Below are 23,256 nucleotides of genomic sequence, written 5' to 3'. Positions count from 1 at the left end.
ACCGGCCCTTGTGCCGGTAGCGCACGTTACCTTGTCTACAGGCCACCCATGCATTCCTTGACCCCTGCTCCCCTTAAAGGCGTTTCCTCCGGCGTCCAATGGCTCCTTGGTGCCGCCGCTTTGGTTATTGTACTGGGCGGGCTCAAGGCGATCGGGCATATCGTCACACCCTTTTTGCTTGCCGCCTTTCTGGCAATTATTTGTGCGCCGCCGTTAAATTGGATGCAACGGCACAAGTTGCCAGGACCGGTGGCAGTACTCGTGTTGTTCTCGGTCGTAGGTTTGACCTTCTTCCTGCTGTTTCTGGCCCTGAAGGACGCAGCCGAAAGCATGGCCTCCCAGGCGCCCCTGTACCAGGCCCGGTTCAACGGCTGGCTGATTGAGCTGCGCGAGATGCTTGCCGCGCGTGGCCTGCCCCGGGAATTGTTACCCAGCACCCTGCCCTTACCTGCGACCGCGACCATTACCGGAATAGCGCGGGGCGTCGCCGGCGGACTTGGGCAATTTACTGCCAGCACGCTGCTGGTGCTGCTGGCGTTCATGTTCCTGTTGCTCGAAGAGCGCTACCTGTCGGACAAACTCAACGCGGCCTTCCCCAGCCGCCGGCGAGCCCGGGTCAGGGCACGTCGCTTTCTGCGCTCGGTGTACCGTTATCTGTTGATAAAAACCGCCGCCAGCACCGCCACCGGGGTCATCATCGGGGGTGGTCTGGCCTTTATGGGCGTGGACTTTGCGGTGCTCTGGGGGATTGTCGCCGGGCTACTGAACTTCATCCCGACCATCGGCTCAATCATCGCGGCTATCCCAGCGGTGATCATCGCCTTTATGGGCATGGGCATTGTCGAGGGCCTGCTGGTGCTCGCCCTGTATGTCGCCGTCAACACCGCCATTGGCAGTATTATCGAGCCGCGCTTGATGGGTACCAGTCTGGGAATTTCTCCGCTCATCGTACTGGTGTCGCTGCTGATCTGGGGTTACGTGTTCGGACCAATAGGCATGTTGTTGGCCGTGCCATTGACGATGATCGCCAAGCTGGCACTGGACTCCTCACCCGAGACGCGCTGGGCCGGCATCCTCATGAGTGATTCCGTCAAGCGCCTGCACGACTGAGCGAGCCGCGGGTAACTGAGAAATCCTAGTTGGGTGGGGCCCAGGAGGGAGACAGCGCAGCGGCACTTTCCGCCAATATCAGTGCCTCTTCCAGCGCCCCCTGTTCGGCCGCCATCACCGCCTGCGCGGCCAGCTCTGAAGCTTCACCATTGTCTGGCGCCTGGCCGAGAATATAAGCCGCGCTACGCAACTGATCTGCATCCTCCTGAGCGCCACCGTTTTCACGGCTGTCGGCCATGCCATTGAGTAGTGCAATGGCGCGCCTGATTCGTTCACCCGCTTCAAGCTCAGGATCGCCAACGATCTGCATGGGATCATCAGACACCTGGGGCGCCTCCTGGGCACTGCCATTGACAGGCAGCAGCATAAAGCCCGCCAGCAGCCAGAGTGACATTTTAGACATGGGCAGTAGCTCTCTATTCAGGTTGCTGTTCAGTGCAGTTATTTGATTGGAGCCTGCCCACTGGGCAAAGTTTCCGGCTCCCACCCGGGGATGCCCTGGCGGATACGCCATGAAAAGTCTTCGGCCTGGTCAGCCGCGATCGCGCTCTGGGTGATGCGCCCGCGCTGCTTGAGCGTCTTCAAGCTGTAATCCAGCTGCAAACCCCGATGTTTTTGTACGTAGGCCGGCAAATAGCCTGAGAGCAGCAGCCGCACATCGAGTGGCAACCCACCGATGATGCGCCGCAGCATATTGAAAACCAGCGTGGTGCAATTGGCAGTGATGCTGTGATAAAAACGCGGCGTAGTGGCAAGCTTGTTGGCCTCCTCCACAAAGGAGACGAACAGCTGCCGGGCGGTCACGTCAGTCAGCCGCGTATGATAGAGGTAGGCATCTTCACCGCGCACATTGGTACGTACCCGCAGGGCATCGCGCTCGTCGGTAGCGACGATACTCAGCTCGAACTTTTTGAAAAAACCGCCAATTTCCGAAAACAGCTCCTTGCGTTCCTTGCGTATCTCAACGGAAAACACGACGAAGTCACCATTGTCGAATCCGAAGGACAGCAGCACGTGGGCAATCGCCGGCAAGCCCCAGTAGGAGGTCGTCATATCCACGGAATGCAGGCGGCTCAGATCGTACTCGCGGGTTTCCCAGCAAATGTCGTAATCGTCTTCGGTTCGCCAATTGAAGTTGCGTACATTGTGTAGCGTGACCAGATCACCCTGAATGGTGCCATGCGTGGTGCGCGCCAGATCGTCGGCCCAATCGCGGTCATTCGAGGGCTTGAGGCTGGCCCACCACCTGCGCAGCAACACGAACATCACCACATAAATCACCAGGCTTTGCCATATCCAGCCCTGCCATAGCAGTATCAGCAACGCCACGACCGCAACGCTCCAACCGATCATCAGCCCCTGCCGCGCCACTGTGCTCCCTGGCGCCTGAAACCAGAGCGCCAGTACAGCCCAGAGGCTGCTCAGGAGAATCGCCAGGCTGGTCAGAAACAACAGGGTGAGCAATGGGGTTACCTCAGGCAATTCAGCAAATGGTGCTCGGGTTGGGTGAACAAATGTTATTCAGTCACTTTACTCTGATTGCCATGCACGGGCGAGTTTCCGGTATTCGCACTACCGTGCTTGAAGCTCGTAGAACAGCCAGGCAGACTACTGTATGAATAGCTAGTAGAATACACGCCATGGCCGAACCCAACATCCCTTCGTTTTATTACCTGCAGAACTTTCTCACCGCCCTGCTCTGGGTGCAGGCGCGCTATGCCGATCTGCTGAGCGCCGAAGAGCTGGGGTTTATTCGCGAATTTCAGCAGTTGCCGCAGCCAAGCCAGGCGTTGCTGGTGAGAATGGTCATGCGCAAGGGTGAGCACTTTCGTGCCAGTAAACTCCACTACGCCGAGATCGGTGATATACACCAGGCAGCAACACCGCTTTGCAATACTGGCTGGGTGCGCCCGGACGTTGAACTGCACCTGTATGAGGTGCTCGCGCTGCTGCGTAAAGCCGAGGCCCTGCGTGCCTTCGATCTGCCGGCTGGGCCGCGCAGCCCGAGTAAGGCCGATCTGCTGCCGTTACTGAGCAGCGATCAGCCCGCACCGAAAACCTTCCAGCAGTGGTGTCCGCTGGTCGACGACCTCGTCTACAGCCTGACTATCAATGCGCTCTGCGAGCGCCTGCGTCTGCTGTTCTTCGGTAATCTGGAGCAAAGCTGGGCAGAGTTCGTCTTGGCTGACCTGGGCATATTCCGCTATGAGCAGGTGCCGATTGCTGAGGAATCGCGGGGCTTTGCTAGCCGCGCCGAGGTGGAGCAATACCTGTATCTATGGCAATGCCGGGCAGCTTTTGACGCTGATGAGCCGATAGAGGCGATTCTGGCGCAATTGAGTGGCTTCGAGCCGACCAGCGCCTACTTGAACTCGCGCCACAATCGGCTGCTGTTCAAGCTAGCTCGGCAGCTGGAGCGAGAGGAGCGTTTGCCCGAAGCTGTCGCGGCCTACCAGCGCTGTGGTCATCCGGGCGCCCGGCAACGGCTGATTCGCACCCTGGAAAAGCAGCACGACTACCACGCCGCCCATGCGCTCGCGCTGGCCGCCAGGCAAACGCCGGAAAGCGATACCGAGCTGCAACTGGTCGAGCGGGCGATCAAGCGCCTGGCCGCCAAAACCGGACAGCCAAGGCCGGCAGCGAGGCCTGAACCGCCTGCCGGCAGAATCGATCTGCTGTTACCACGCGAGCAGAGCCAAGCGTCCAGCGTTGAATACCGCGTGCGCGAACATCTGCATAGCGACGACGCCCCGGTGCACTATGTAGAGAACGGGCTGATCAACAGTCTGTTCGGCCTGCTCTGCTGGGAAGCCATTTTTGCTCCTTTGCCCGGCGCCTTTTTCCATCCGTTTCACAGCGGCCCGGTAGACCTGCACGAGCCGGAATTTCGGCTGCGACGTGCCGAGCTGTTCGATAACTGCTTCGCGCAGTTAAGCTCCGGCGACTATCACAACGTGATCCGTCGCACCTGGCAGGACAAGTACGGCATTCAATCACCCTTCGTGTTCTGGGGCTTGCTTGATCAGGCACTGTTGGATCAGGCCCTGCATTGCCTGCCAGCAGCGCATCTGCACATCTGGTTCGACCGGCTGCTGGCAGACATTCGCGCCAATCGCACCGGCATGCCGGATCTGATCCAGTTCTGGCCCGCAGAGCAGCGCTACCGCATGATCGAGGTCAAAGGCCCCGGTGATCGGCTACAGGACAACCAGCGCCGCTGGCTGGCGGTATGCGCTCAGCACGCCATGCCGGTGGACGTCTGCTACGTGCAATGGGCCAACACATGAGTTATCGCGTTGCGGTGCGCGCCCTGTGCGAATTCACGGCCAAGGAAGGTGACCTGGACCTGCGATTCACCCCGTCGCCCACGGCCCAGGAAGGGATTACCGGGCACCATACGGTAGTGTCCCGACGCGCGGCCGGCTATATAGCCGAATTGCCCCTGAGCGGTGAATACCCCGGATTGCTGGTGGCAGGCCGTGCTGATGGTTATGATCCCGAGCAGAATCTGCTGGAGGAGATCAAAACCCACCGCGGCGACATTTCGCGCATTCCGCAAAACCACCGGCTGTTGCATTGGGCCCAGGCCAAGGTATACGGCTGGTTGCTGTGCAGCGCCCAGGAGCTGACCGAGATTAACCTGGCGGTGGTGTATTTCAACGTCATCACCCAACAGGAAAGCGTGTTTCACGAAGAGCACAGCGCCGCGGACCTGAAAGCTTTCTTCGACCTGCTGTGCAGCCGCTTCGTCGCCTGGGCCGAGCAGGAAACGGCACATCGCAGCGCTCGCGATCAGAGCCTGGAAAAGTTGCGCTTTCCCTACCCCGACTTTCGCCGCGGCCAGCGCCAACTGGCAGAAAATGTATACCGCGCCGCCCGCGACGGTTACAGCCTGATGGCCCAGGCCACCACCGGGATAGGCAAAACGCTGGGCACCTTATTTCCTCAACTGAAAAGCTTCCCGGAGCAGAAACTCGATCGGCTATTCTTTCTCACCGCGAAAACGCCGGGCCGCAAACTGGGGCTGGATGCCCTGGAGGTACTGCGCAGTCAGGAGCCGGCGATGCCGTTGCGGGTACTTGAACATGTAGCGCGCAGCAAGGCTTGCGAGTATCCGGACAGGTCCTGCCACGGTGATTCCTGCCCACTGGCCCAGGGCTTTTTTGATCGGCTGCCGGCAGCACGGCAGGCCGCCGTGGAGCTGAACTGGCTGGACCAGTCAGCGGTGCGGCAGGTGGCGCTCGCGCATCAGATCTGCCCCTATTATCTGAGCCAGGAGCTGTGCCGCTGGTCCGATGTGGTGGTCTGCGATTACAACTACTACTTCGACATGAACGCCCTGCTCTACGGCCTGACCCAACTGAACGGTTGGCGCGTGACGCTGCTGGTGGATGAAGCGCATAACCTGATCGAACGTGGCCGCAGCATGTATACCGCGGAACTGGTACAGGAAGACTTGCACGCTCTGAGCCGCATCGTACCGGGCCGGGTCAAGGGTGCGCTGGAGCGGGTCAGCCGGCACTGGGAGCAGTTGCACCGGGATCAGATCATGCCCTACCAGGTGTATCCGGCGGTGGCCGATCTGTTTGTTGTGGCGCTGCAGAAATGCGTCAGCGCCATCACCGATCACCTGACCGACCAGCCCACCGGCAACCATACGCTGCTGCTGGAATTCTATCTGCAGGCCATGCTGTTCTGCCGGCTGGCCGAGGCCTACGGCCCGCACTCGCTGTTCGACATTACTCGCGATGAAGAAAGCAGCCTGTGCACCACCTCGATTCTGTGCCTGCGCAACGTAGTGCCTGCGCCCTTCCTGGCTCAGCGTTTCAATGCAGCGCACAGCACCACACTGTTTTCCGCCACTCTGAGCCCGGCCAATTACTACGCCGACCTGCTGGGTCTGCCCGAGGGCACTCAATGGATTGATGTGGAATCGCCCTTTGCCGCCGAGCAGCTGGAAGTGCTCAGCGTCAGCAACCTGTCTACCCGCTACCTGCATCGCCAATCCAGCCTGCAACCTATTGCTCAGTTGATGGCCGACCAGTTCCAGCGCCGACCGGGGAATTATCTGGCGTTTTTCAGCAGCTACGCTTACCTGCAGCAAGCAATGGACCAGTTCGCCAGGGACTACCCGCATATTCCAGTGTGGGCGCAGTCGCGCAGCATGAATGAAGTCGAGCGCTCGTATTTCCTTTCGCGCTTCCATCTGGCTTCGCAGGGCATTGGTTTTGCCGTGCTGGGCGGCGCCTTTGGTGAAGGTATCGACCTGCCCGGGGACCGGCTGATTGGCGCCTTTATAGCGACCTTGGGGCTGCCCCAGATCAATCCGATCAACGAAGAGATCCGCAATCGCATGGAGGCGATGTTTGGCAACGGTTATGACTACACCTACCTGTACCCCGGCCTGCAAAAGGTCGTGCAGGCTGCTGGTCGGGTAATTCGTACCACCGAGGATCAAGGCGTGGTGTACCTACTCGACGATAGGTATAACCAAAGGGCGGTTCGGGAGTTGCTGCCGCGATGGTGGCAACCGGAAGTGCACAGACTGTCAAAACCTGCAGTTCGTCCGATGCATACAGAAAATAAAAAGCTATAGTGTCATAATGACATCACTGCAGTAGTGATAGGCAGTTCAGCGGTATTCCACCATTTGAAGCTGTCAGGAACTGTCAATGCCACTATCCCCTTCCTACCCAGAACCTCTTACTACCCATCAGCGATATATCCGCCAGTCAATTATGTGTATGTCTGGTTTGTTATTCGGGCTGTTTTTCATCGGTGGCTTGGCATTGGTAGTGGTTGCGCTACAGCTCAACAGCAGCAGCCGCGAGCAAACCCTTTTTTATGTCGAAAAGGCTGTTGAACTGCGCTCCGACTCCATAATGACAGTGATGGGTGACTATGCGTTCTGGGGCGATGCCTATGAGCGCATGAACGGCGACATCGATGTGGATTGGGCTTATACCCGTAACAACCTCGGCGCTCACATGTTTGAGAGTTTCGAATATGAAGGCCTGTTCGTAGTCAACGGCAACAACATCACTACTTATGCGGTCATTGACGGCGAACTACGGCAGGACCTTACGCTCGACAATTGGCTCAAGCAAGATGTGGTTAGTCTGCTGGCGGAAGCCCGCCAGCTGGCCGAGGATGAGGAAGTCGCGTTTGCTGTAATTGCTGATCAGGGCCATCCGATGATGATTGCCACAGCAGCATTTACCAGCGGCGGCGACCCTTATGTCAAAGAAATGCCCGGTCCAGGTTCTGTTCTGGTAATGGTCGACCGGCTCGGGCCCGCGAAGTTGGCGGCTGCAGGAGAAAGCTTCGGTATAAGCCAACTGCGCGTGGCAAACGATAGCGATGATGCCAATGCACCACCAGCGCTCCGGCTTGATGTCATGAATGGTGAACCTATCACCCTGCGCTGGGAGCCTCCGCAGCCCGGTGACACCATGCTGATGTGGTTATTTCCAATACTCATTCTTGGCTTGCTGGTGTTTGCTTACATCACTCGCTTCAATCTCCGCGCAACCCTCGCCGCTGCCCGGAAAGCGGATGCCAGCCATAACGAGGCTCGGCGCTTTCAGGCGGAACTGGTTTTCCAGGCCACGCACGACAGCCTGACCGGTTTGCCGAACAGACCATTGCTGGAAGAAAGGTTGAAGCAGGCCTGCCTGGATGCTCAGCAAGCCGGGGGCCATTTGGCCGTCATGCTAATTGACCTCGATGGCTTCAAACCGATCAATGACAATTTCAGCCATTACCTTGGTGATCAAGTGCTGGTAGAGGTCGCTAAACGCATGCTCGCCATAGTTCGACCAGGAGATACAGTTGCGCGAATGGGCGGCGACGAATTTATCGTGATACTTCCAGGGGTGGCCAACGAACACGCGGTATCCACTATTGCCGAACGTTTGCTTGCGGATATTGCGGATCCTTATCAGATCGACACAATCGATTTGCGCGTGACTGCCAGCGTCGGCGTTGTGATGAGTGACGGGGACATTGAGCAACCGCTGCAGTTAATCCGGCAAGCCGACGCGGCAATGTACCAAGCCAAACAGGAGGGTCGTAATAACGCATCCTGGTATACCCGAGGCCTGTCGCAACAGGAATATGAAATGACCCAGCTGCGCAATGATCTGCAGCACGCGATCGATACGCATGCCCTGGAGCTGCACTATCAACCGCAAGTCGACAGTGGGACGCGCAAAGTAGCGGGAGCCGAAGCACTACTGCGTTGGTCGCACCCTGTTCGCGGCCCGGTATCGCCGGCCTATTTCATCCCCATCGCAGAGACAACCGGACAAATCATTCCGCTTACGCTGTGGGTACTCGACACCGCCTGCCGACATCTACGGGAGCTAACTGATGCCGGAATCGCACTTCCCTGTATTGCGGTCAACATTTCATCCACTCATCTACTGCGCGCCAGCTTCGTACCTACCATTCAAGCTGCGCTGGACAAGCACCGGTTGCGAGCTGATCAGTTGGAGCTGGAAATTACCGAGACCGTGCTAATGGATCACGCCGATAGGGCGCTGGATACCTTGCATCAGTTGAAAAATATGGGCGTGAAGCTGGCCATTGACGATTTTGGGGTCGGGTTCTCGAGCATGAACTATCTGAAGGTGTTGCCCATCAACAAGATCAAAATTGATCGAAGCTTCATAAAGGGAATCGACCATAATGCGCAGGATGCGGCGATCTGTCAGGGCATTATTTCAATGGCTCACCATTTAAACCTGCGTATCACCGCAGAAGGTGTAGAAAGAGAAGGCCAGCGCGACTTCCTGGTAAAAAACCAGTGTGATGAGCTGCAAGGCTACCTGTTCGCAAAACCCATGAATTTCACTGACCTTTGCTCGCTCATCAACCAGCTAAACCCTGCTTCTACCGATGCAGATCTAATCTAAATCTGCGTACTAAAGCTATCGCACTGGCTCACATCGCCGCTGGCAAATCCGCGCTTGAACCAGGTCATGCGTTGCTCGGACGTGCCGTGGGTAAAGCTGTCTGGCACCACATCGCCGCCACCTCGGCGTTGCAGGCGGTCATCGCCAATCGCCGACGCCGCAGTCAACGCCTCTTCCAGATCGCCCTCGTCAAGCAACTGCTGGTTATCTGCGTTGTGACCCCACACACCGGCAAAGCAATCGGCCTGCAACTCCTGGCGCACAGACAGCTCATTGACCTGAGCCGAGCTCTTGCCAGCACCGGCAGCACGCACCTTCTGGCTGATACCCATCAGATTCTGCACAAGGTGACCCACTTCATGGGCAATCACATAGGCCTGGGCAAAATCGCCCGGCGCACCTAGCTGAGACTTGAGGTCACGGAAGAACACCAGGTCCAGGTACACCTGATTGTCTGCCGGGCAATAGAAAGGCCCCACGGCAGAACTGGCCGTACCGCAGGCTGAATTTACGCGGTTGGAAAACAGCACCAGACGTGGTTCCTGGTAGCGCTCGCCGGAGGCGGCAAAAATGTTGTTCCAGGTATCCTCGGTATCCGCCAGCACTACGGAAACAAACTCGGCCAACTCCTGTTCCTGCGGGGTAAATTCCTGAGTGGGCTGAGCGGGGTTGGCGCGCCACCGTCAATGACCTGAAGCAGGTCAATACCGAGCAGGCGTGCGCCAAAAAACACCAATACGCCCAATACCAGCACCACGCGCCCTATTTTGCTGCGCAACATCATGGGCAGGAACCTGAGTAGCAACAGCACGCCGCCGGCACCACCGGCTCCGCGCATTGGCTGGCCACGTCTATCTTCCACATTGCGGCTCTGCCGCCGACCACGCCAATCCATTTTTATTCCCCAGGTTATAAACCATGCTGTAATGATTGAATCATAGCCTGTTATTCAAATCGGCACGTTACGTGTATAAGCATGCCCTGGCTTTTGCCGCCTATACTCGATATTCATGATGCCTGGTGCATTGTCAGACATGGATGACTCATGACACTTCAAAAGAAATTTGTTCTTACCCTGACCTGCCTGCTGCTGGTTTTTGTCGTCGGCGCAGTCATTCTCAGTTCCGCTACGCAAAGTGACAAGATCAGCAGTCTGGCGCAGTCGGAAGCATCCAGCCGTCAGGAAGAATTGGTCAGGCTTCTCAGCCTCACCAATTCCATCATGAGTGAACGCGTCAAGAACAGCATGCAACTGCTGATTCAACGCGGTACCCAGCTTGGCGAGGCGGAGCTGGCCGGCAACCTGAGTGTGGGCGCCGCTTCTGCCCCGCAATTGCTGCTGGGTGGTATTGAGCAGGCCAACAACTTCGATCTGGTAGACGGCGTGACGGCGATCATGGGTGGCACCGCTACGCTGTTTTCCAGGCAAGGCGATGATTTCATCCGCGTCTCCACCAATGTGCTGCGCGATGGCCAGCGGGCAATCGGCACCCAGCTTGATCCGAACGGCGCCGCAATCAAGGCGGTGCTCTCTGACCAAGCCTTTTACGGTCAAGTCGACATATTGGGCCAGCCCTACCTCACCGGCTATGAGCCGATCAAGGATGCACGCGGGCGCACAATAGGTATCTGGTATGTCGGCTACTCGGCTGACCTGAGTGCGCTTTCCGAGGCCATCTCTACGGCGCGCATTCTCGAAACCGGATTTGTCGCTCTGCGCGATCCGCAAGGCAACATCAGAATGCATTCTGACCATTTGACTGACGTTCAGATCAGCGACGCATTGCAAGGCAACAGTGGCGACTGGCATATCGAGCAGCGATCTTTCGCTCCCTGGGGCTATGAAATCATCACCGGCCATTCAATAGCGGAAATCCGCGAACAGGTCATAGCCAGTTCTCTCTCCGTTGCTGCCATGATCATCCTCGGCGGGATAGTGCTTGCCATCTGCATCGGCGCGCTCATGAACCTGATGGTTGCGCGCCCCTTGAACGCCAATATCAAAGCCATTGAGGAGATTGCCGATGGCAATGGTGATCTGACCGTGCGCTTCAACAGTCTCAACAAAGATGAGTTCGGCATCTTGGCCCGGGCGTTCGATCGACTGCTCGATCGCATTCAACATACCATCCGCGAGGCTTTGGCCTCATCCAGCACGCTTCTGCAGCAGGCCAATGAGTTGGCCCAGGTTGCAGAGCAGTCCAGCAAGTCGATCAGCGTGCAGAACCGGGAAACCGAAATGGTCGCAACGGCCATGCATGAGATGAGCCTTACTGCGCAAAGTGTGGCGCAAAGCGCCGCAACCGGAGAAGACGCCGCCAATCAAGCCAGCGCTCAAGCGCTAGACGGCAAGGATACGCTGACAAAAACGATTAGCAGTATTCAGAATCAGGCCGAGGAAATTTCGGCTTCCATGGCCGTCATGGAAGAGCTTGCATCAGCCAGCGATGACATAGGTTCGGTGCTTGAGGTGATTGTGAACATTGCCGGCCAGACCAATCTACTTGCGCTCAATGCGGCAATTGAAGCCGCTCGTGCCGGCGAACAGGGTCGTGGTTTTGCGGTTGTCGCCGATGAAGTACGGTCACTAGCCAAGCGCACACAGGCATCTACCGAACAGATTCGCGGCATGATCGAACGCGTGCAGCAGGGAGTCGCGCGCTCTTCTTCCATGATGGCTGAAAATCGCAATCTGGCAGTCAATAACGCTTCTGCAGCTCAGGGCGCTGGCACTGCGTTCGCGGATGTGATGAGCGCAGTCTCGCGCATTAATCAGGTCAATACCGAGATTGCCAGTGCGGCCGAGGAGCAAAGTCAGGTCGCCGAAGAGATCAACCGCAATGTGCTGCGCATCAGTGATGAAGCGCTCAAGAACGGGGAACTGGTCGCTCAGACTCGGGATGCCAGCCAGAATCTGACACAGCTGGCCGAGCAATTGCGTACGCTGTTGGCATACTACAAGGTGTAATCACCTGGCGGTGGTGCGGAAGCAAACGCAGAGTAAATCTGTGTAAAGTTACATTTACAATGCAGTTTTTATGTTCGTTTTGCGGTCATATGAATAATCCCCGCGCTGCAGGATGCATCAGACGCCGGTAATCACGCGGTCTGACCGAAGCGAGACAGCCAGATGAACATACTCCGTAGTGTCGCCCTTGTGGGCATTTCAACCTTGGTGCTCAGTGCTTGCGCCAACAACCCCTACGCCAGCCCGCGTGAGTCTGCGCATCACGGTGGGTATAAACAGGGTGTGTACGTCCAGCATCCACAGGCCTATCAATCGCAGCCGCGGGTGATCGTGGTGCAACAGCCGCACCGCCAGATATACAGCCAGGGTTCGCGGATCTACACACAGCCGCACCAGGTGCAGCAATACAATTATTATCCGGGCCATCAGCATCAGCAGCCAAAATACCATCAGCAACGGCCGCAGCACTATCAGCATCCCAAATACTCACAGCAGCCCAAGTACTACAACAAGTACCGTGATCCCCGGCCACAGCATCAGCGCCCCAATCATCAGCGCTATGAGCAATACCAGCGCCCGGACTACAGTGCTCAGCATCGGCAGAATCGTTCACAGCGCATTCAGATGCGTGAGACCTGGAGCCAGAACCGCGAGCGCATTACCCAGCAACCCAAGCGCCAGTATTACCAGAAGAGCCCGCGAGAGAATCACAACCGCAACTACGGCGGCGGCATTCGCCAGCAGCGTTCAGAGCGCTACTGAGCAGCAAGCCAAAGCCCAGATAGCAGAAAACCCGCCAAGTGCGGGTTTTCTCGTTTCAGGACCGGCTGAGCAGCTTATCTACCGCGCTCGACCTCCTCCATGTTCTCGCCAATCTTCTCGGCGTCGATCACGTCCAGATCATCACCTTCCACCGGGCCTTCCAGATCCTTCTCTTGATCCTTACCGGGGAATTTCTCATCGGGGATGCCCTTTTCGCCAGGCAATTTCTGTTCATTGCTCATCATTATCTCTCCGAGGCCGAAAATGGGATGGCCTACTTGATGAGATACAACAACTGACGGCAAGTTCGATTTTAATTGACAGTTTGGGGGGTTGGAACGTCGATATCTCAATACATTATTCTGGCGAAGGGCTACTATAAAAGAACTTTCATCGCTACGGAGCAGCGCTCAATTGATCAGCCAGCCAGGCACCTCAAAAAAACAAAAATACATCTCCTTCCTGCCCTCTCTTGTCGTTATTGCTTGCTCTGTGCTGTTAACTTCTTGTCTTGATGGAAGCGGGTCGTCTTCTTCTGACAACGACGCTGCACCTCCCTCGTCGAATACCAAACCCAATCTGATCCTGATCATCGCCGATGACGTCGGTGTGGACCAGCTCTCCAGCTTTGGTTTCGGTGGAGTGCAGCCGCCGTCCACACCGACTATCGATAGCCTGGCAGCTACCGGTGTGAGCTTCAGCAACACCTGGTCCATGCCGACCTGCTCGACGACGCGCGCCGCCCTGCTCAGCGGGCGTTATCCACCGCGCACCAATGTGAACACCGCGATCGTATCGACAGACTTCGCCAATTCGCAGACCTCGCCCTTTGAGCGCTCGCTGCCCACGGTACTGGGGGAGCAAGGTTACGTCAGTGCCTATATCGGCAAGATTCACGTCACCGGCTCGGATGTGAATCCAGCCAACCACCCATTTGGCGATGAAGCCATTCGCGCACTAGGCTTTGATTATTTTGCCGGCTACTTTGATGGCGGCCCACGGCCGATTGATGTGACTGCCGGGCTGGATAACCTGGACAGCAGTGCCCAGCCTTTCACCTGCGGTTTTGTACCGCTGGCCTCCGACCACCCGCAAGGTGCCGATACCGGCGCCTGCTATCAACCCAGCGGTGCCTGTGAAGAGCTGACTGCTGATGGTAGCTCGGTACCGGGCAAGATGTGCCTGGAGCGTGGCGGTTTGTTTGACCCCAACCAGCAGTGCGCGTCGACGTTGCCGGCCTATCTCGACTTCACCCGGCAGAACGCCTATTACACCGCCGAAGTGGTTATCAGTGAGGAAAGTGGCTCGCGACAGCTGGAAGTCGATAATCCCGCCACGCGTTTGTACCGCACGCAGCTGGAGTCCAATTTCGCTATCGACTGGATCCAGGCACAGTCCGATGAGCAACCCTGGATGCTGTCGCTTGGCTATTCCGCCTCACATGCCCCTCTACAGCCGACCCCGGCCAGCCTTGCACCTGTAACCGGTGCCCTGGATACCGGCATCGCCTGTGACAATGGCGCCGATACGCGTCAACTGATGGACCAGAATATGGAGGCGATGGATACCGAGATTCGCCGCGTGCTGTTGGCAGCGGGTGTCTATATCGAGAACGCCAACGGCGACCTGGAATACAACCCGGCAAGTAATACCGTCGTAGCCTTTATCGGTGATAACGGCACTTACGGCCCGGTAGTCAAGGCGCCGTTCCTGCCTGCGCGCAGCAAAGGCACGGTCTATCAGGGCGGGATCTGGGTGCCCTTGATCGTTACCGGCGCCACCGTTGAGCAGCCCGGGCGTTCCGTCGGCGCCATGGTCAATTCCACCGACCTCTATCACCTGTTTGCAACATTGGGCGGTGCTGACCTGAGTGCGCCCAAAGTTGCGGACCGGCTGGATGCGCAACCCATGGATGAATACCTTGTGAACGTCGACGCCCTACCCGTGCGGGACAGCAACTTTTCCATGTCGGGTCGCAACCTGGCGGGCAGTATCCCCCAGCCTTGCGTACTCACCGATGTGAATATCTGCCTGCAGTTGTTCCCGCAAAAGGGGCTTTGTATTTCCGAGGGTGGCACCTGGTACGGCGATGACGGCGTGGTGCCCGGGCAGTCGTTCAGTTCCTGCTGCGCGGTGAACACCTACCGGGTGAACGAAGGCGAATCACCTTTCGACATCCTTGCCGAAACCCAACGCACGGTGCGTGATGACCGTTTCAAGCTACTGCAACTGGAAGAGCCTAACTGCGATGCAGGCGGTTTGACCGAAAGCTTTGAGTTCTATGAAATCAACGAAAGCGGCTCGCCGCTGGGGCTGGATAACCTGGATGCGCAAGACCTGCTCACCCGCCCTGCGCTGACGCCGGAACAACAGCAGCATTACGATACGCTGCTGGCCGAGCTCGACAGCATTATTGACTCGGAACCCACCTGCCCCGGCGATGGCAATCTGGACCGTGTTATCAACGAGCAGGATCTGGAGGACTGGAGCTACTTCTCGCAACTCAACGGCGGGCGCTCCAGCTGGTACGACTTCAATCTGGACGGCCTGACCGATGCGGCAGACCGCCAGATCATCGAGGATAACCTGGGGCTGACCTGCCTATAAGCTGAACTGAAACGCTGCAAACAGCTCTGTTGTCGCATTCGGACGGAAATGTTGCAGGTTATCGCGGTCATACATAGGGTAGTCTTGGGTTGATGGCATCATCAGCCCAAGGCAACACCGCGAGTCACCCGCAATCAGGAGAATCGATGAGTTTTTTGCAACGGGCCTATCGCCGGCTCAACCCGGAGAAAAAGGCTGACCTGGAACCTGCCTTCCGGTACAGCGCCGAACATCTGCCGACCCTGTGGTTGATCGGCAAGACCGGTGCGGGCAAGTCATCCTTCATCCGCGCCGTGACCGGCCACAGCGACATCGAAGTCGGACGCGGCTTCCGACCCTGTACCGAAACCGCCGTACGCTACGACTTCCCTGCCAGCACACCGGTGATGACCTTCATGGATACCCGCGGCCTGGCTGAAGCTGGGTACGACGCCTCCGCTGACATCAAAGCCTGTGAAGGCAGCAGCCACGCGCTGGTCATCGTCATGCGCGCCGATGACCCCGAGCAATCGGAATTGCTCCACGCGATCAAACAGATCAAGCGCTCCGGCAAGATCAATAATGCTCTGGTGGTGCATACCGGTATCGAACTGCTCGACACCCAGGATGAACAGCGACGCTGCGTGCAGCACAATCAACAGGCAGTGGAGAAGATCTGGGGCGAAATTGAGCATGCCGCTGTGGACCTGGTAGGCCGCGAGGGCACGCCAGTAGGCATTCCCGATTTGATCGAAAAGCTGGGTAATTTCCTGCCGATTGTCGCTGAGCTGTTCGAACGCAAAGGCAACAGCAACGCTGAAGAAGCCAACTTCCAGAAGCTCAAAACCGAAATCATGTGGTACGCCGGCGCAGCTGGCGCCACCGACGCCGTGCCGGTGCTCGGCCTGGTGACAGTGCCGACCATTCAAACCAAGATGTTGCACAGTCTGGCGAACAAATACGGGCTGGAGTGGGACAAACGCCTGATTACCGAACTGGTCAGTACCCTGGGTGTGGGCTTTGGCGTTCAATACGCTTCACGCTTGGGTATTCAGCAGTTGGTCAAGCTGATCCCGGTGTACGGTCAGACCGTTGGCGCAGCCTCCGCGGCGGTGACCAGCTACTGCGTTACCTACGCGCTGGGGCGAGTCGGTTGCATCTACTTCTTCAACAAGAAGCGCGGCGAGCCCACCTCTGCGGAGGAGCTCAAGGCGACCTACCGCAAAGCCTTCGAACACATCATGCCAGTGGCGAAAAATGACGTTAAAAACGACGCTTAGCGCGGTACGCGCGGCCGCCCGGTTCTCTGACAGGCTGACGCCTTTCCTGCTGATCGCCATACTGCTGCCCATCGCTCTGCTGGCGTTCTTCGGCCTGTATGCGATCTTTCGCTACAACTACATTCTGACCTTTGTCGGCCTGCTCGGGCTATTGACCCTGGCGTCGATGGTGCCCTACTTCCTCGCCGCCCGTCGGCGACGCAAGACCGCTCCGCAGATCGAAGCCAGTCTTGAAGCCAGCCTGGAAAAAGAGGTGGAGACGCCGGCTTACTGGACACCCTGGGACAAACATGTGCAGCAGGAGCTGTTGCCGGAGGTAATTACCCTGGTGCAAGGCACCGAAACCTGGCGCGACGTACCTGAAAGCGCCCTGGTGTTGGCCCGCAGCGTCGCCGCGCAATACGGCAAGGGCAAACGCCACTCCGAATGGGCTTTTTCGCCCATCGCCTTGCTGGCGATCACCGAACAGCTCACCCAGCGCTACCGCAGCACGCTGAGAAACAACGTCCCCGGCATCAATCATCTGAAAGTCTCACACGTACTCTGGCTGGAAGAGAAAGCCGACCAGTTTGCGCCGGCCATGACGCTGGTTAACGTCTACCGCAAGGTACGCATGCTCACCCCCGAGGGCATGCTTGCCGAACTCGGCAGCCAGGCCCTGGGGCAATCCTTTGAAGGGCTCAGCGACGAAATGCAGCAACGCATGAAGCGCCTGCTGATGCTCGAAGTATTGCGCTCGGCAATTGATCTGTACGGTGGCCACTTCCGCTTTGATGATGACGAGCTGACGGTCACCGCCGCCACACGCAAGGATGACGAGCGCACCGTTGGCCGCCCCGAACCGGTGCGCGTCTGCCTGATCGGCCAGACCGGTGCCGGCAAATCGTCAGTGATCAATGCGCTGACCGAAGGCTGGCAAGCCGAGACCAGCGCCCTGCCCTCAACCGACCGCGGACTGGTCTATGAATGCAAGGTCGACGGGATTCCCTTCCTGCGCCTGCTCGATCTGCCCGGCCTGAACGGTGATGCCAAAATCGAGAAGGTGCTGTTCGAGGAGATGATCCAAGCCGACATGGTGCTCTGGGTACTGCGCGCCAATCAGCCCGCGCGCAAGCTCGACCAGGAATTCGGCGAGCACTTCCGCCAGTGGCACAGCAAACGCATCGACTACCAGCCGCCGCCGCTGATTGGCCTGCTCAATCAGGTTGACCGCCTGGGCATTCAGAATGAATGGCAGCCGCCCTACGAGCTGGACAGCCCGGAGCCCGGCAGCAAGGCCGAGCTGATCCGTGAAGCACTGGATTTCAATCAGGACGTACTGCAGCTCGACGACATCCTGCCACTGTGCGTCTCGCCCGAGCGCGAGCAATACAACGTCGACACCCTGCGCGCGGTGTTGAGCAAGCGCTATGACAAGGCCATCAACGTGCAGCTGAACCGCAAAAGGCGTGAAGCCAGCAAGTTTTCTGCATCAAGGGAATGGAAGCGTGCGCGCCAGGCGGCGGGGTCGTTGGTGGATCTGATGCGGCGGGAGAAATAAGCAACAACGACAATCCGGCCAGCTAATCAGCCGATATGCGTAGACAGCTTATGTACCGCCGCAATCTCACCACTCCAGATCATCTCGTAATGCGCCGTCTGCACTACCGATTTGACCTGGCGGGGCGTGAATAGCCCCCAACACACGCCTTCAGGCTGGCGCACCGAGTGGTAGCGCAACGCCGTGGCTGCCGCATCCAGAGCGCTGCGGCCGAGTACGCGCGATGCGCTGTAGTTTTCAGGTGCATAGATCGGATCGTTACGCGGCACCGTCAATACGTCCAGCGCACCCGCCTCATCAAAGCGCGTAGTCAATCCGCGGAACACAAAGCGCTCGTAACGCAGATCCGCCACGCGCGACCAGTAAGCCTGCTGGTGATAGCGCACCTCGGCGATCGCGGTATCCATCGAGTCAGCCAGATACAACACGCCGAAGCTGCCATCGCTGAAGCGCGAGCCTTCCGGATTCACGTGGGTAAAAGGTGCTGCGGCATAGGAGCAGCCCTGAATGCCGAAGGGGATCTCGCCACGCGGCAGCAATTCAAGGCTACCGGCCTGGCTGAGCATGCGCGGATTGGTCAAGGATTGCAGCGCATACAGCTGCTCGAACTCTTCCTCGTTCGCCACATCATCAAAGATCGCAATCGGCGGAAACTTGGAATGCACTAGGCGATAGGCCCGTACGGTGTTGGCTGGCAGCACCGGCAGATCAGTTACCGCTACCACTGGCCACCCCGCAACGCATCGATGCGCCGGAACGTTTCATACACCGCGACAATATCGCCCTCGCCCATCACCTCCAGCGGCGAGCGGCCGAAGAAAAACGCGTTATCGTTTGGCATGCGCATAAAGCCGTAGAGGTTTTCCGGGTTATCAAAAATCGTCCGCAGCGCCGCATGCATATTCAATACAAAGCTGACCCGCGTCAGCTGGTCGCGATCCAGATTGATCGACGCCAACCCGTCCTTGCGCTTGGCCCTGGCATAGGTGCTATGCGACACGCGCAAGATCGCCTCGCCCTGCTCGCCGGTCGCACCCCATCTATCCAGGATGGCGACGGCGGTCCGCAGGCCGGTAGCAGAAGCGGTTTTATCGGGTGTAGCAATGGGATTCGCGAGCATAATACTGTCCTGACAACTATTTATATCTACAGATACTAGTTTGCATATAACGTATTTGCAAATACTTGTGCAACTTATCTGCAGCCTTCCTGAACCTGAAGTCGCGTAGCGGCAAATCGATTCAACAGCAAATGCATCAAGTAGACCGCAATAAGTGACAGGGTCACGGCGATGCCTAATGAAAAGAAACGGTAGAGGTCGCTGTAAAACAGGTCTTGCCGAGGCGACAGATATTGGCCGAACAGGATGGCCATGGTGGTCATCGCCGCCATGCCCGCACCGGTACCACCCTCAAGCAGATGTATCCGGGCGAACAACATCAGGCTGAGCCAGAGCCCGACGGCGACAAAGGGCAATATGTCGAAGTGATCCATCAGCACAAACTGTACGATCAAGCCGACGTTACAGCCCACCAGTGTGCCCAGCGCGCGGTTCCACCCCGCAGGGCCTGCGCCCTTCCAGTTCAAGGGGAATAGCACAAGAATGCTGGCGACCTGGGCCGAGAGTCCGCCTTGCAAATTGAATACTTGAAACACAATAAACGACAGCGTCGCGACCGTGGTGGCCAGAATCACTTCATGGCGTTGATTGGTCAACGGCTTGCTCTGCATCTGCCGCGGCTGGCGCGGGGCTACATCGGCAAACAGCACCTGCATCAACATGGCAATGAACAGCGTGGTCAGCAAGGCCACAAGGTTCGAGGCGACAATGTCGCCGACGTCTGCCGTCGGGTAGCTGGCAAAATGCAGCTGCATCGACATATTCACTATGGCCATGGCACCAAACAGGAAATTGGGCCCGCGGCTCATCTCGCGAAACAGGAACGCGAACATGGCGATCACTAGCAGCGTCATGGGTACCGGCTTGTCGCCAAACAACCCCTGAATCACCAACACGGCAAAGCTCACCAACAGCATGTTGGCCAGAAACTGGCGCATTACATGGGCGTTCAGTGTCGGCACCATGGCCAACAGCAATATCGGCTGAACCACAAAGAAGGCGCCGTAATTCCAGCCCATCACCTTGCAGAGCAGAAAGCCCAGCGTGCCGCCAAAGGCAATTCGCAGGCATTGGCGTACATCGTTGGCGTCCAATCGGGTTTTACTGAAAAGCAGTATGGGTTTCATCGCCGGCCTCAGTACACGTAATGCATGAGGCTGATCAGCCGAATCTGCACGCTCCCAAACAGCTCAGCCAGGCCGTCGACCGGGTGAAGCTGCACGGTGGCCCGCGCGCCCGAAGGGAGTTGCGAGAGTATCTCCGGGGTTTCCAGCTGCAGATGAATACGTTGGCGCTGAGCATCACGCACCCAGCGGTCCGAGACTTCCGGCGCAGCCAGGCTTCCGTCAGGCAACAACTGGCCTTGCTGGGTGCCGGCATCCAGCGCCGAGACGTGCGCCGCAAAGACTTCGCCGGGCAAAGCGTCGAACACAATGGCCGCCGCTTCACCACGGCTCAGATGCACCAATGACTTTTCGCGGAAGTCGGCAATGACGTCCGCGTCGTCACTGACCAGGGCCACCAGAGAACTGCCGGCAGTCGCAAAGGTGCCCGGTTTGATCTGCAGGTTGGAGACAATGCCCGGGGTTTGCGCACGCACCTCGGTGTAGCTGAGTTGCAGCTCAGCGCGCTCCAGGTCGTTGCGCGCCTGCCGCAGCCGCAGGTTGTCTTCATCGGTCAGGCCGCGCTGAACCCGCAACTGCTCGGCGCGGGCCTTGGCGCTGGCCAGGCTGGCTTGTGCCGCCTGGTACTTGGACTGGGTTTGCTCATACAGCTGCTGTGACACGTTCTGACTGGCGACCAGCTTGGCCAGACGCTGGTGTTCGCGCTCCAGTTCATTGACCTGGACCCGCGCAGACCTTACCTCGGCCTCCGCCGCTGCCAATGACGCGTCGTAACCAGTATTGTCGCGCTCGGCTGCCTCCAATGTCAGTTGCGCCTGATCGACCGCCAACTGATACGGACGAGCGTCAATGGTGAACAGCACCTCGCCGGCCTCAACGTGCTGGTTGTTGGTTACCCGCACATCGAGCACCTGGCCGCTGACCTGCGGCGCTACCCGCACAACCGGATGCATGACCCGCGCCTGTGGCGTCAACGGCATCCATAGATCAGCTGCAAGAAAATAACCGAAGGCCACGGCAAACATCACCAGGGCAGCGCGCACCCAGCGCGCAAAAAGCAGATCCGGTGTCATGCGCTTTCCTCCGAATTGTTCAGCAGCTCCCGCACGTTGTGCTCCATACTCAGCAGCACTTCGGCAAAGGCATCCAGTTGCTGGTCGGACAGCCCCTGGTAAATATCCTTGCGTACCTGGGCAATGTGCACCGCCAGCAGCTCTACCTGCTCACGGCCCTGTTCGGTGAACCACAGGCAATGCACGCGGCGGTCCGTCTTGTCCCGGCGGCGCTCAATCAATTGTTGTTGCTCAAGCTGGTTCAGCGTGCGAGTCAGCGATGGCATCTCGATCGCCAATTCGGTCGCCAGCACCTGCTGGGTGCAGCCCTCACCCATCTTGTCCAGATGCATCATGACCGCCCAGCGAGCCTCGGTCATGCCCAGCTCCCCCACCGCCTGATTGATTGCCGCGCGCCACAGGCGATGCACACGGCCAAGCGCTGCGCCCATCGAGGGTTTAAGCGTTTCATGTAGCGAAGGTTCGGGTTTCGTGGGAGGTGTCATTCTGGTCTCCGGATATAACTAGTTAGCTTGCTAATCAATATATTCTACACCGGCGAATATATTTAGCAAGCTAACCTTTATTTTGTTCCAGAGGTGTTTGGGTGCTCAGACAGGCGGTAAGACAGGCGCAAGGTGAGGCAATGGGCTTTCAGTCAGGGTTACGCCGCCACACACTCGCAAGCCACGGCTGCTGCTCCCGCGGCAGACCGGCAGGCCGGTAGTAATGCTCAATCTCGACAAACCCCGCCGCTTGCATGAATGCCCGCCAGGTTTCCAGTCGGTAATAGGCAGCGTAGCGATCCCCGGTCCAGCCTTCCTGGTCCTCGCCACGCGGGTTGGAACTGAGCAGAACGCCGCCGGGCTTGAGGCTCTGGTGCAGCTGCCGTAACGCGGCGGGCAGCATCTTGCTGGGGATGTGGAACAGGGTCGCGTTGGCGAAGATGCCATCAAAGCGTTCAGCCGGTAGATCCAGCGCGAGGAAATCCTGCAGCCAGACTTCACAGCCGCTGTCTTGCCGGGCCATCTCGACAAAGCGTTCACAACCGTCCAGCCCTACCGGCAAATGCCCCATGGCCTTGAAGGTGCGTAAATCACGCCCTGGCCCGCAGCCCATATCGAGTATTTGCAGTGGCGCCGGCGCATGGATGTTGCGTAGCAAGGCATCAATGTTCTGGCTTACATCGTGATCGCGTGTGCCCTCACGAAAGCCCTCGGCGTTTTGCTCGTAATGCGCCAGCGTTTGCCGCGCGAGGCCGGCTAACTCGTCCTGTGGTTCAGGCAATTCCGCTGCGCCCAGCAGTTCCAACGTGCGCTCGTCCGGCTGCCCGGCAAAGAACGCCTGCAACACCTGAATGAAAATCCGTTTTTGCGGTGCTGCCAGCGCAAAAAGCGTCATGCTGGAGCGCAGCTTCATATCATCCGGTGATCCCATGATCTCTGTTGCCGAACGCTCGCGCCAGCGGAGCAAAGCCTGCGCACAGGCTTCCAATCGGGGCCCAAGCACCGGGTGACCAATATAGGCTTGAGCCTCGGCAATATCGGCAATCGCGTAACGCTGAGCCATGTCACTGCGCCCCAGCCCTGCCACCTGCGGAAACACAAACCACATCCAGTGCGTCGTTTTGCGCCCTGCTTCAAGCTCATCCAGGGCTTTGGGGTAGATTTGCGATTGCGCATCGAGAAAACGTTCCAGGTTATAAAGCTCATTCATTGTCATTCTCTCTAGCCTTTTTGGTCATCGGGTAGCGTCGCGAACTGATCTAAACCCAGGTCTTATGGTCTCAATGATCGTA

At 58.0% G+C, this 23,256-nt stretch carries 18 protein-coding genes and 2 pseudogenes; 9 read left to right on the top strand and 11 right to left on the bottom strand.

What is annotated here, in order from left to right; translation table 11 throughout:
• Window positions 1-48 precede the first annotated feature (48 nt).
• On the top strand, window positions 49-1,110 hold the full coding sequence (locus tag DT594_RS05045; RefSeq protein ID WP_149331634.1) for an AI-2E family transporter: 1,062 nt from the start codon (window positions 49-51) through the stop codon (window positions 1,108-1,110).
• Between the two features lie 25 nt (window positions 1,111-1,135).
• Here DT594_RS05045 and DT594_RS05040 read toward each other — a convergent pair whose 3' ends face one another.
• Both DT594_RS05040 and DT594_RS05035 read right to left on the bottom strand, forming a co-directional pair.
• Window positions 1,136-1,513, bottom strand: coding sequence for a hypothetical protein (locus DT594_RS05040; RefSeq protein ID WP_149331633.1), 378 nt, complete (start codon window positions 1,511-1,513; stop codon window positions 1,136-1,138).
• Between the two features lie 38 nt (window positions 1,514-1,551).
• A complete protein-coding gene (locus tag DT594_RS05035; protein WP_246164550.1) occupies window positions 1,552-2,574 on the bottom strand; it encodes an Lnb N-terminal periplasmic domain-containing protein in 1,023 nt (340 codons plus the stop codon).
• A 176-nt stretch (window positions 2,575-2,750) separates the two neighbouring features.
• Here DT594_RS05035 and DT594_RS05030 point away from each other — a divergent pair, with 176 nt between their 5' ends.
• The 3 genes from DT594_RS05030 (at window position 2,751) to DT594_RS05020 (ending at window position 9,026) form a co-directional block, all read left to right on the top strand.
• Window positions 2,751-4,397, top strand: a complete 1,647-nt coding sequence (locus DT594_RS05030) for a VRR-NUC domain-containing protein (RefSeq protein ID WP_149331632.1) — start codon at window positions 2,751-2,753, stop codon at window positions 4,395-4,397.
• The gene (locus tag DT594_RS05025) at window positions 4,394-6,706 is read left to right on the top strand and encodes an ATP-dependent DNA helicase (RefSeq protein WP_149331631.1); all 2,313 of its coding nucleotides are present in this window, start codon (window positions 4,394-4,396) and stop codon (window positions 6,704-6,706) included. Before DT594_RS05030 ends, DT594_RS05025 begins: the two co-directional genes overlap by 4 nt.
• 148 nt (window positions 6,707-6,854) lie before the next feature.
• A complete protein-coding gene (locus DT594_RS05020) occupies window positions 6,855-9,026 on the top strand; it encodes a putative bifunctional diguanylate cyclase/phosphodiesterase (RefSeq protein WP_246164549.1) in 2,172 nt (723 codons plus the stop codon).
• Here the strand turns inward: DT594_RS05020 and ypfJ are convergent.
• A pseudogene (gene ypfJ / locus DT594_RS05015) lies at window positions 9,023-9,921 on the bottom strand (KPN_02809 family neutral zinc metallopeptidase). The gene DT594_RS05020 and the pseudogene ypfJ sit on opposite strands and share 4 nt — an antisense overlap.
• Before the next feature lie 150 nt (window positions 9,922-10,071).
• On the opposite strand from ypfJ, the gene DT594_RS05010 reads away from it, so the two are divergent.
• Window positions 10,072-11,994 (top strand): methyl-accepting chemotaxis protein, encoded by a 1,923-nt coding sequence (locus DT594_RS05010; protein ID WP_149331630.1) that lies wholly within the window; start codon window positions 10,072-10,074, stop codon window positions 11,992-11,994.
• A 162-nt stretch (window positions 11,995-12,156) separates the two neighbouring features.
• Entirely contained in the window at window positions 12,157-12,756 is a 600-nt protein-coding gene (locus tag DT594_RS05005; protein ID WP_149331629.1) for a polyadenylate binding domain-containing protein, read from the top strand.
• A 74-nt stretch (window positions 12,757-12,830) separates the two neighbouring features.
• Here the strand turns inward: DT594_RS05005 and DT594_RS18930 are convergent, their stop codons facing one another.
• Window positions 12,831-13,001, bottom strand: coding sequence for a hypothetical protein (locus DT594_RS18930; RefSeq protein WP_178091421.1), 171 nt, complete (start codon window positions 12,999-13,001; stop codon window positions 12,831-12,833).
• Window positions 13,002-13,248: 247 nt separating this feature from the next.
• Between DT594_RS18930 and DT594_RS05000 the strand changes: the two genes are divergently transcribed.
• The 3 genes from DT594_RS05000 (at window position 13,249) to DT594_RS04990 (ending at window position 18,162) form a co-directional block, all read left to right on the top strand.
• Complete coding sequence (locus DT594_RS05000) at window positions 13,249-15,363, top strand: sulfatase-like hydrolase/transferase (protein ID WP_218574473.1); 2,115 nt, start codon at window positions 13,249-13,251, stop codon at window positions 15,361-15,363.
• 146 nt (window positions 15,364-15,509) lie between these two features.
• Window positions 15,510-16,622 carry a YcjF family protein gene (locus DT594_RS04995; protein ID WP_149331628.1) on the top strand — a complete coding sequence of 371 codons (1,113 nt, stop codon included), beginning with the start codon at window positions 15,510-15,512 and terminating at the stop codon, window positions 16,620-16,622.
• Complete coding sequence (locus tag DT594_RS04990; RefSeq protein ID WP_149331627.1) at window positions 16,600-18,162, top strand: GTPase family protein; 1,563 nt, start codon at window positions 16,600-16,602, stop codon at window positions 18,160-18,162. Before DT594_RS04995 ends, DT594_RS04990 begins: the two co-directional genes overlap by 23 nt.
• Before the next feature lie 26 nt (window positions 18,163-18,188).
• Here the strand turns inward: DT594_RS04990 and DT594_RS04985 are convergent, their stop codons facing one another.
• The 7 genes and pseudogenes from DT594_RS04985 to DT594_RS19055 all read right to left on the bottom strand — a co-directional run.
• Window positions 18,189-18,887: an RES family NAD+ phosphorylase gene (locus DT594_RS04985; RefSeq protein WP_149331626.1), complete on the bottom strand. Its 699-nt coding sequence runs from the start codon at window positions 18,885-18,887 to the stop codon at window positions 18,189-18,191.
• A complete protein-coding gene (locus tag DT594_RS04980; RefSeq protein WP_178091420.1) occupies window positions 18,881-19,282 on the bottom strand; it encodes an MbcA/ParS/Xre antitoxin family protein in 402 nt (133 codons plus the stop codon). Before DT594_RS04980 ends, DT594_RS04985 begins: the two co-directional genes overlap by 7 nt.
• A gap of 74 nt (window positions 19,283-19,356) precedes the next feature.
• Window positions 19,357-20,409 (bottom strand): DUF2955 domain-containing protein, encoded by a 1,053-nt coding sequence (locus DT594_RS04975; protein ID WP_149331624.1) that lies wholly within the window; start codon window positions 20,407-20,409, stop codon window positions 19,357-19,359.
• Window positions 20,410-20,417: 8 nt separating this feature from the next.
• The gene (locus DT594_RS04970) at window positions 20,418-21,479 is read right to left on the bottom strand and encodes an HlyD family secretion protein (RefSeq protein ID WP_149331623.1); all 1,062 of its coding nucleotides are present in this window, start codon (window positions 21,477-21,479) and stop codon (window positions 20,418-20,420) included.
• On the bottom strand, window positions 21,476-21,964 hold the full coding sequence (locus tag DT594_RS04965) for a MarR family winged helix-turn-helix transcriptional regulator (RefSeq protein ID WP_149331622.1): 489 nt from the start codon (window positions 21,962-21,964) through the stop codon (window positions 21,476-21,478). Before DT594_RS04965 ends, DT594_RS04970 begins: the two co-directional genes overlap by 4 nt.
• A 148-nt stretch (window positions 21,965-22,112) precedes the next feature.
• Window positions 22,113-22,745: a class I SAM-dependent methyltransferase gene (locus DT594_RS04960; RefSeq protein ID WP_246164575.1), complete on the bottom strand. Its 633-nt coding sequence runs from the start codon at window positions 22,743-22,745 to the stop codon at window positions 22,113-22,115.
• Between the two features lie 24 nt (window positions 22,746-22,769).
• Window positions 22,770-23,174 (bottom strand): annotated as a pseudogene (locus DT594_RS19055) (DUF1810 domain-containing protein); the annotation flags it as partial.
• Window positions 23,175-23,256 lie beyond the last annotated feature (82 nt).

Source organism: Halopseudomonas laoshanensis, assembly GCF_008365385.1.
GTDB classification, from domain to species: domain Bacteria; phylum Pseudomonadota; class Gammaproteobacteria; order Pseudomonadales; family Pseudomonadaceae; genus Halopseudomonas; species Halopseudomonas laoshanensis.
The sequence above is the reverse complement of the archived record's forward strand: the minus strand, read 5'-3'. Positions and strand labels throughout refer to the sequence as shown.

Excerpts from the sequence above, each read along its gene's own strand:
- DT594_RS05045 (WP_149331634.1), top strand. The coding sequence starts at position 49 with ATGCATTCCTTGACCCCTGCTCCCCTTAAAGGCGTTTCCTCCGGCGTC.
- DT594_RS05040 (WP_149331633.1), bottom strand. The coding sequence starts at position 1,513 with ATGTCTAAAATGTCACTCTGGCTGCTGGCGGGCTTTATGCTGCTGCCT.
- DT594_RS05030 (WP_149331632.1), top strand. The coding sequence starts at position 2,751 with ATGGCCGAACCCAACATCCCTTCGTTTTATTACCTGCAGAACTTTCTC.
- DT594_RS05025 (WP_149331631.1), top strand. The coding sequence starts at position 4,394 with ATGAGTTATCGCGTTGCGGTGCGCGCCCTGTGCGAATTCACGGCCAAG.
- DT594_RS05020 (WP_246164549.1), top strand. The coding sequence starts at position 6,855 with ATGTCTGGTTTGTTATTCGGGCTGTTTTTCATCGGTGGCTTGGCATTG.
- DT594_RS05010 (WP_149331630.1), top strand. The coding sequence starts at position 10,072 with ATGACACTTCAAAAGAAATTTGTTCTTACCCTGACCTGCCTGCTGCTG.
- DT594_RS05005 (WP_149331629.1), top strand. The coding sequence starts at position 12,157 with ATGAACATACTCCGTAGTGTCGCCCTTGTGGGCATTTCAACCTTGGTG.
- DT594_RS18930 (WP_178091421.1), bottom strand. The coding sequence starts at position 13,001 with ATGATGAGCAATGAACAGAAATTGCCTGGCGAAAAGGGCATCCCCGAT.
- DT594_RS04995 (WP_149331628.1), top strand. The coding sequence starts at position 15,510 with ATGAGTTTTTTGCAACGGGCCTATCGCCGGCTCAACCCGGAGAAAAAG.
- DT594_RS04990 (WP_149331627.1), top strand. The coding sequence starts at position 16,600 with ATGACGTTAAAAACGACGCTTAGCGCGGTACGCGCGGCCGCCCGGTTC.
- DT594_RS04980 (WP_178091420.1), bottom strand. The coding sequence starts at position 19,282 with ATGCTCGCGAATCCCATTGCTACACCCGATAAAACCGCTTCTGCTACC.
- DT594_RS04975 (WP_149331624.1), bottom strand. The coding sequence starts at position 20,409 with ATGAAACCCATACTGCTTTTCAGTAAAACCCGATTGGACGCCAACGAT.
- DT594_RS04970 (WP_149331623.1), bottom strand. The coding sequence starts at position 21,479 with ATGACACCGGATCTGCTTTTTGCGCGCTGGGTGCGCGCTGCCCTGGTG.
- DT594_RS04965 (WP_149331622.1), bottom strand. The coding sequence starts at position 21,964 with ATGACACCTCCCACGAAACCCGAACCTTCGCTACATGAAACGCTTAAA.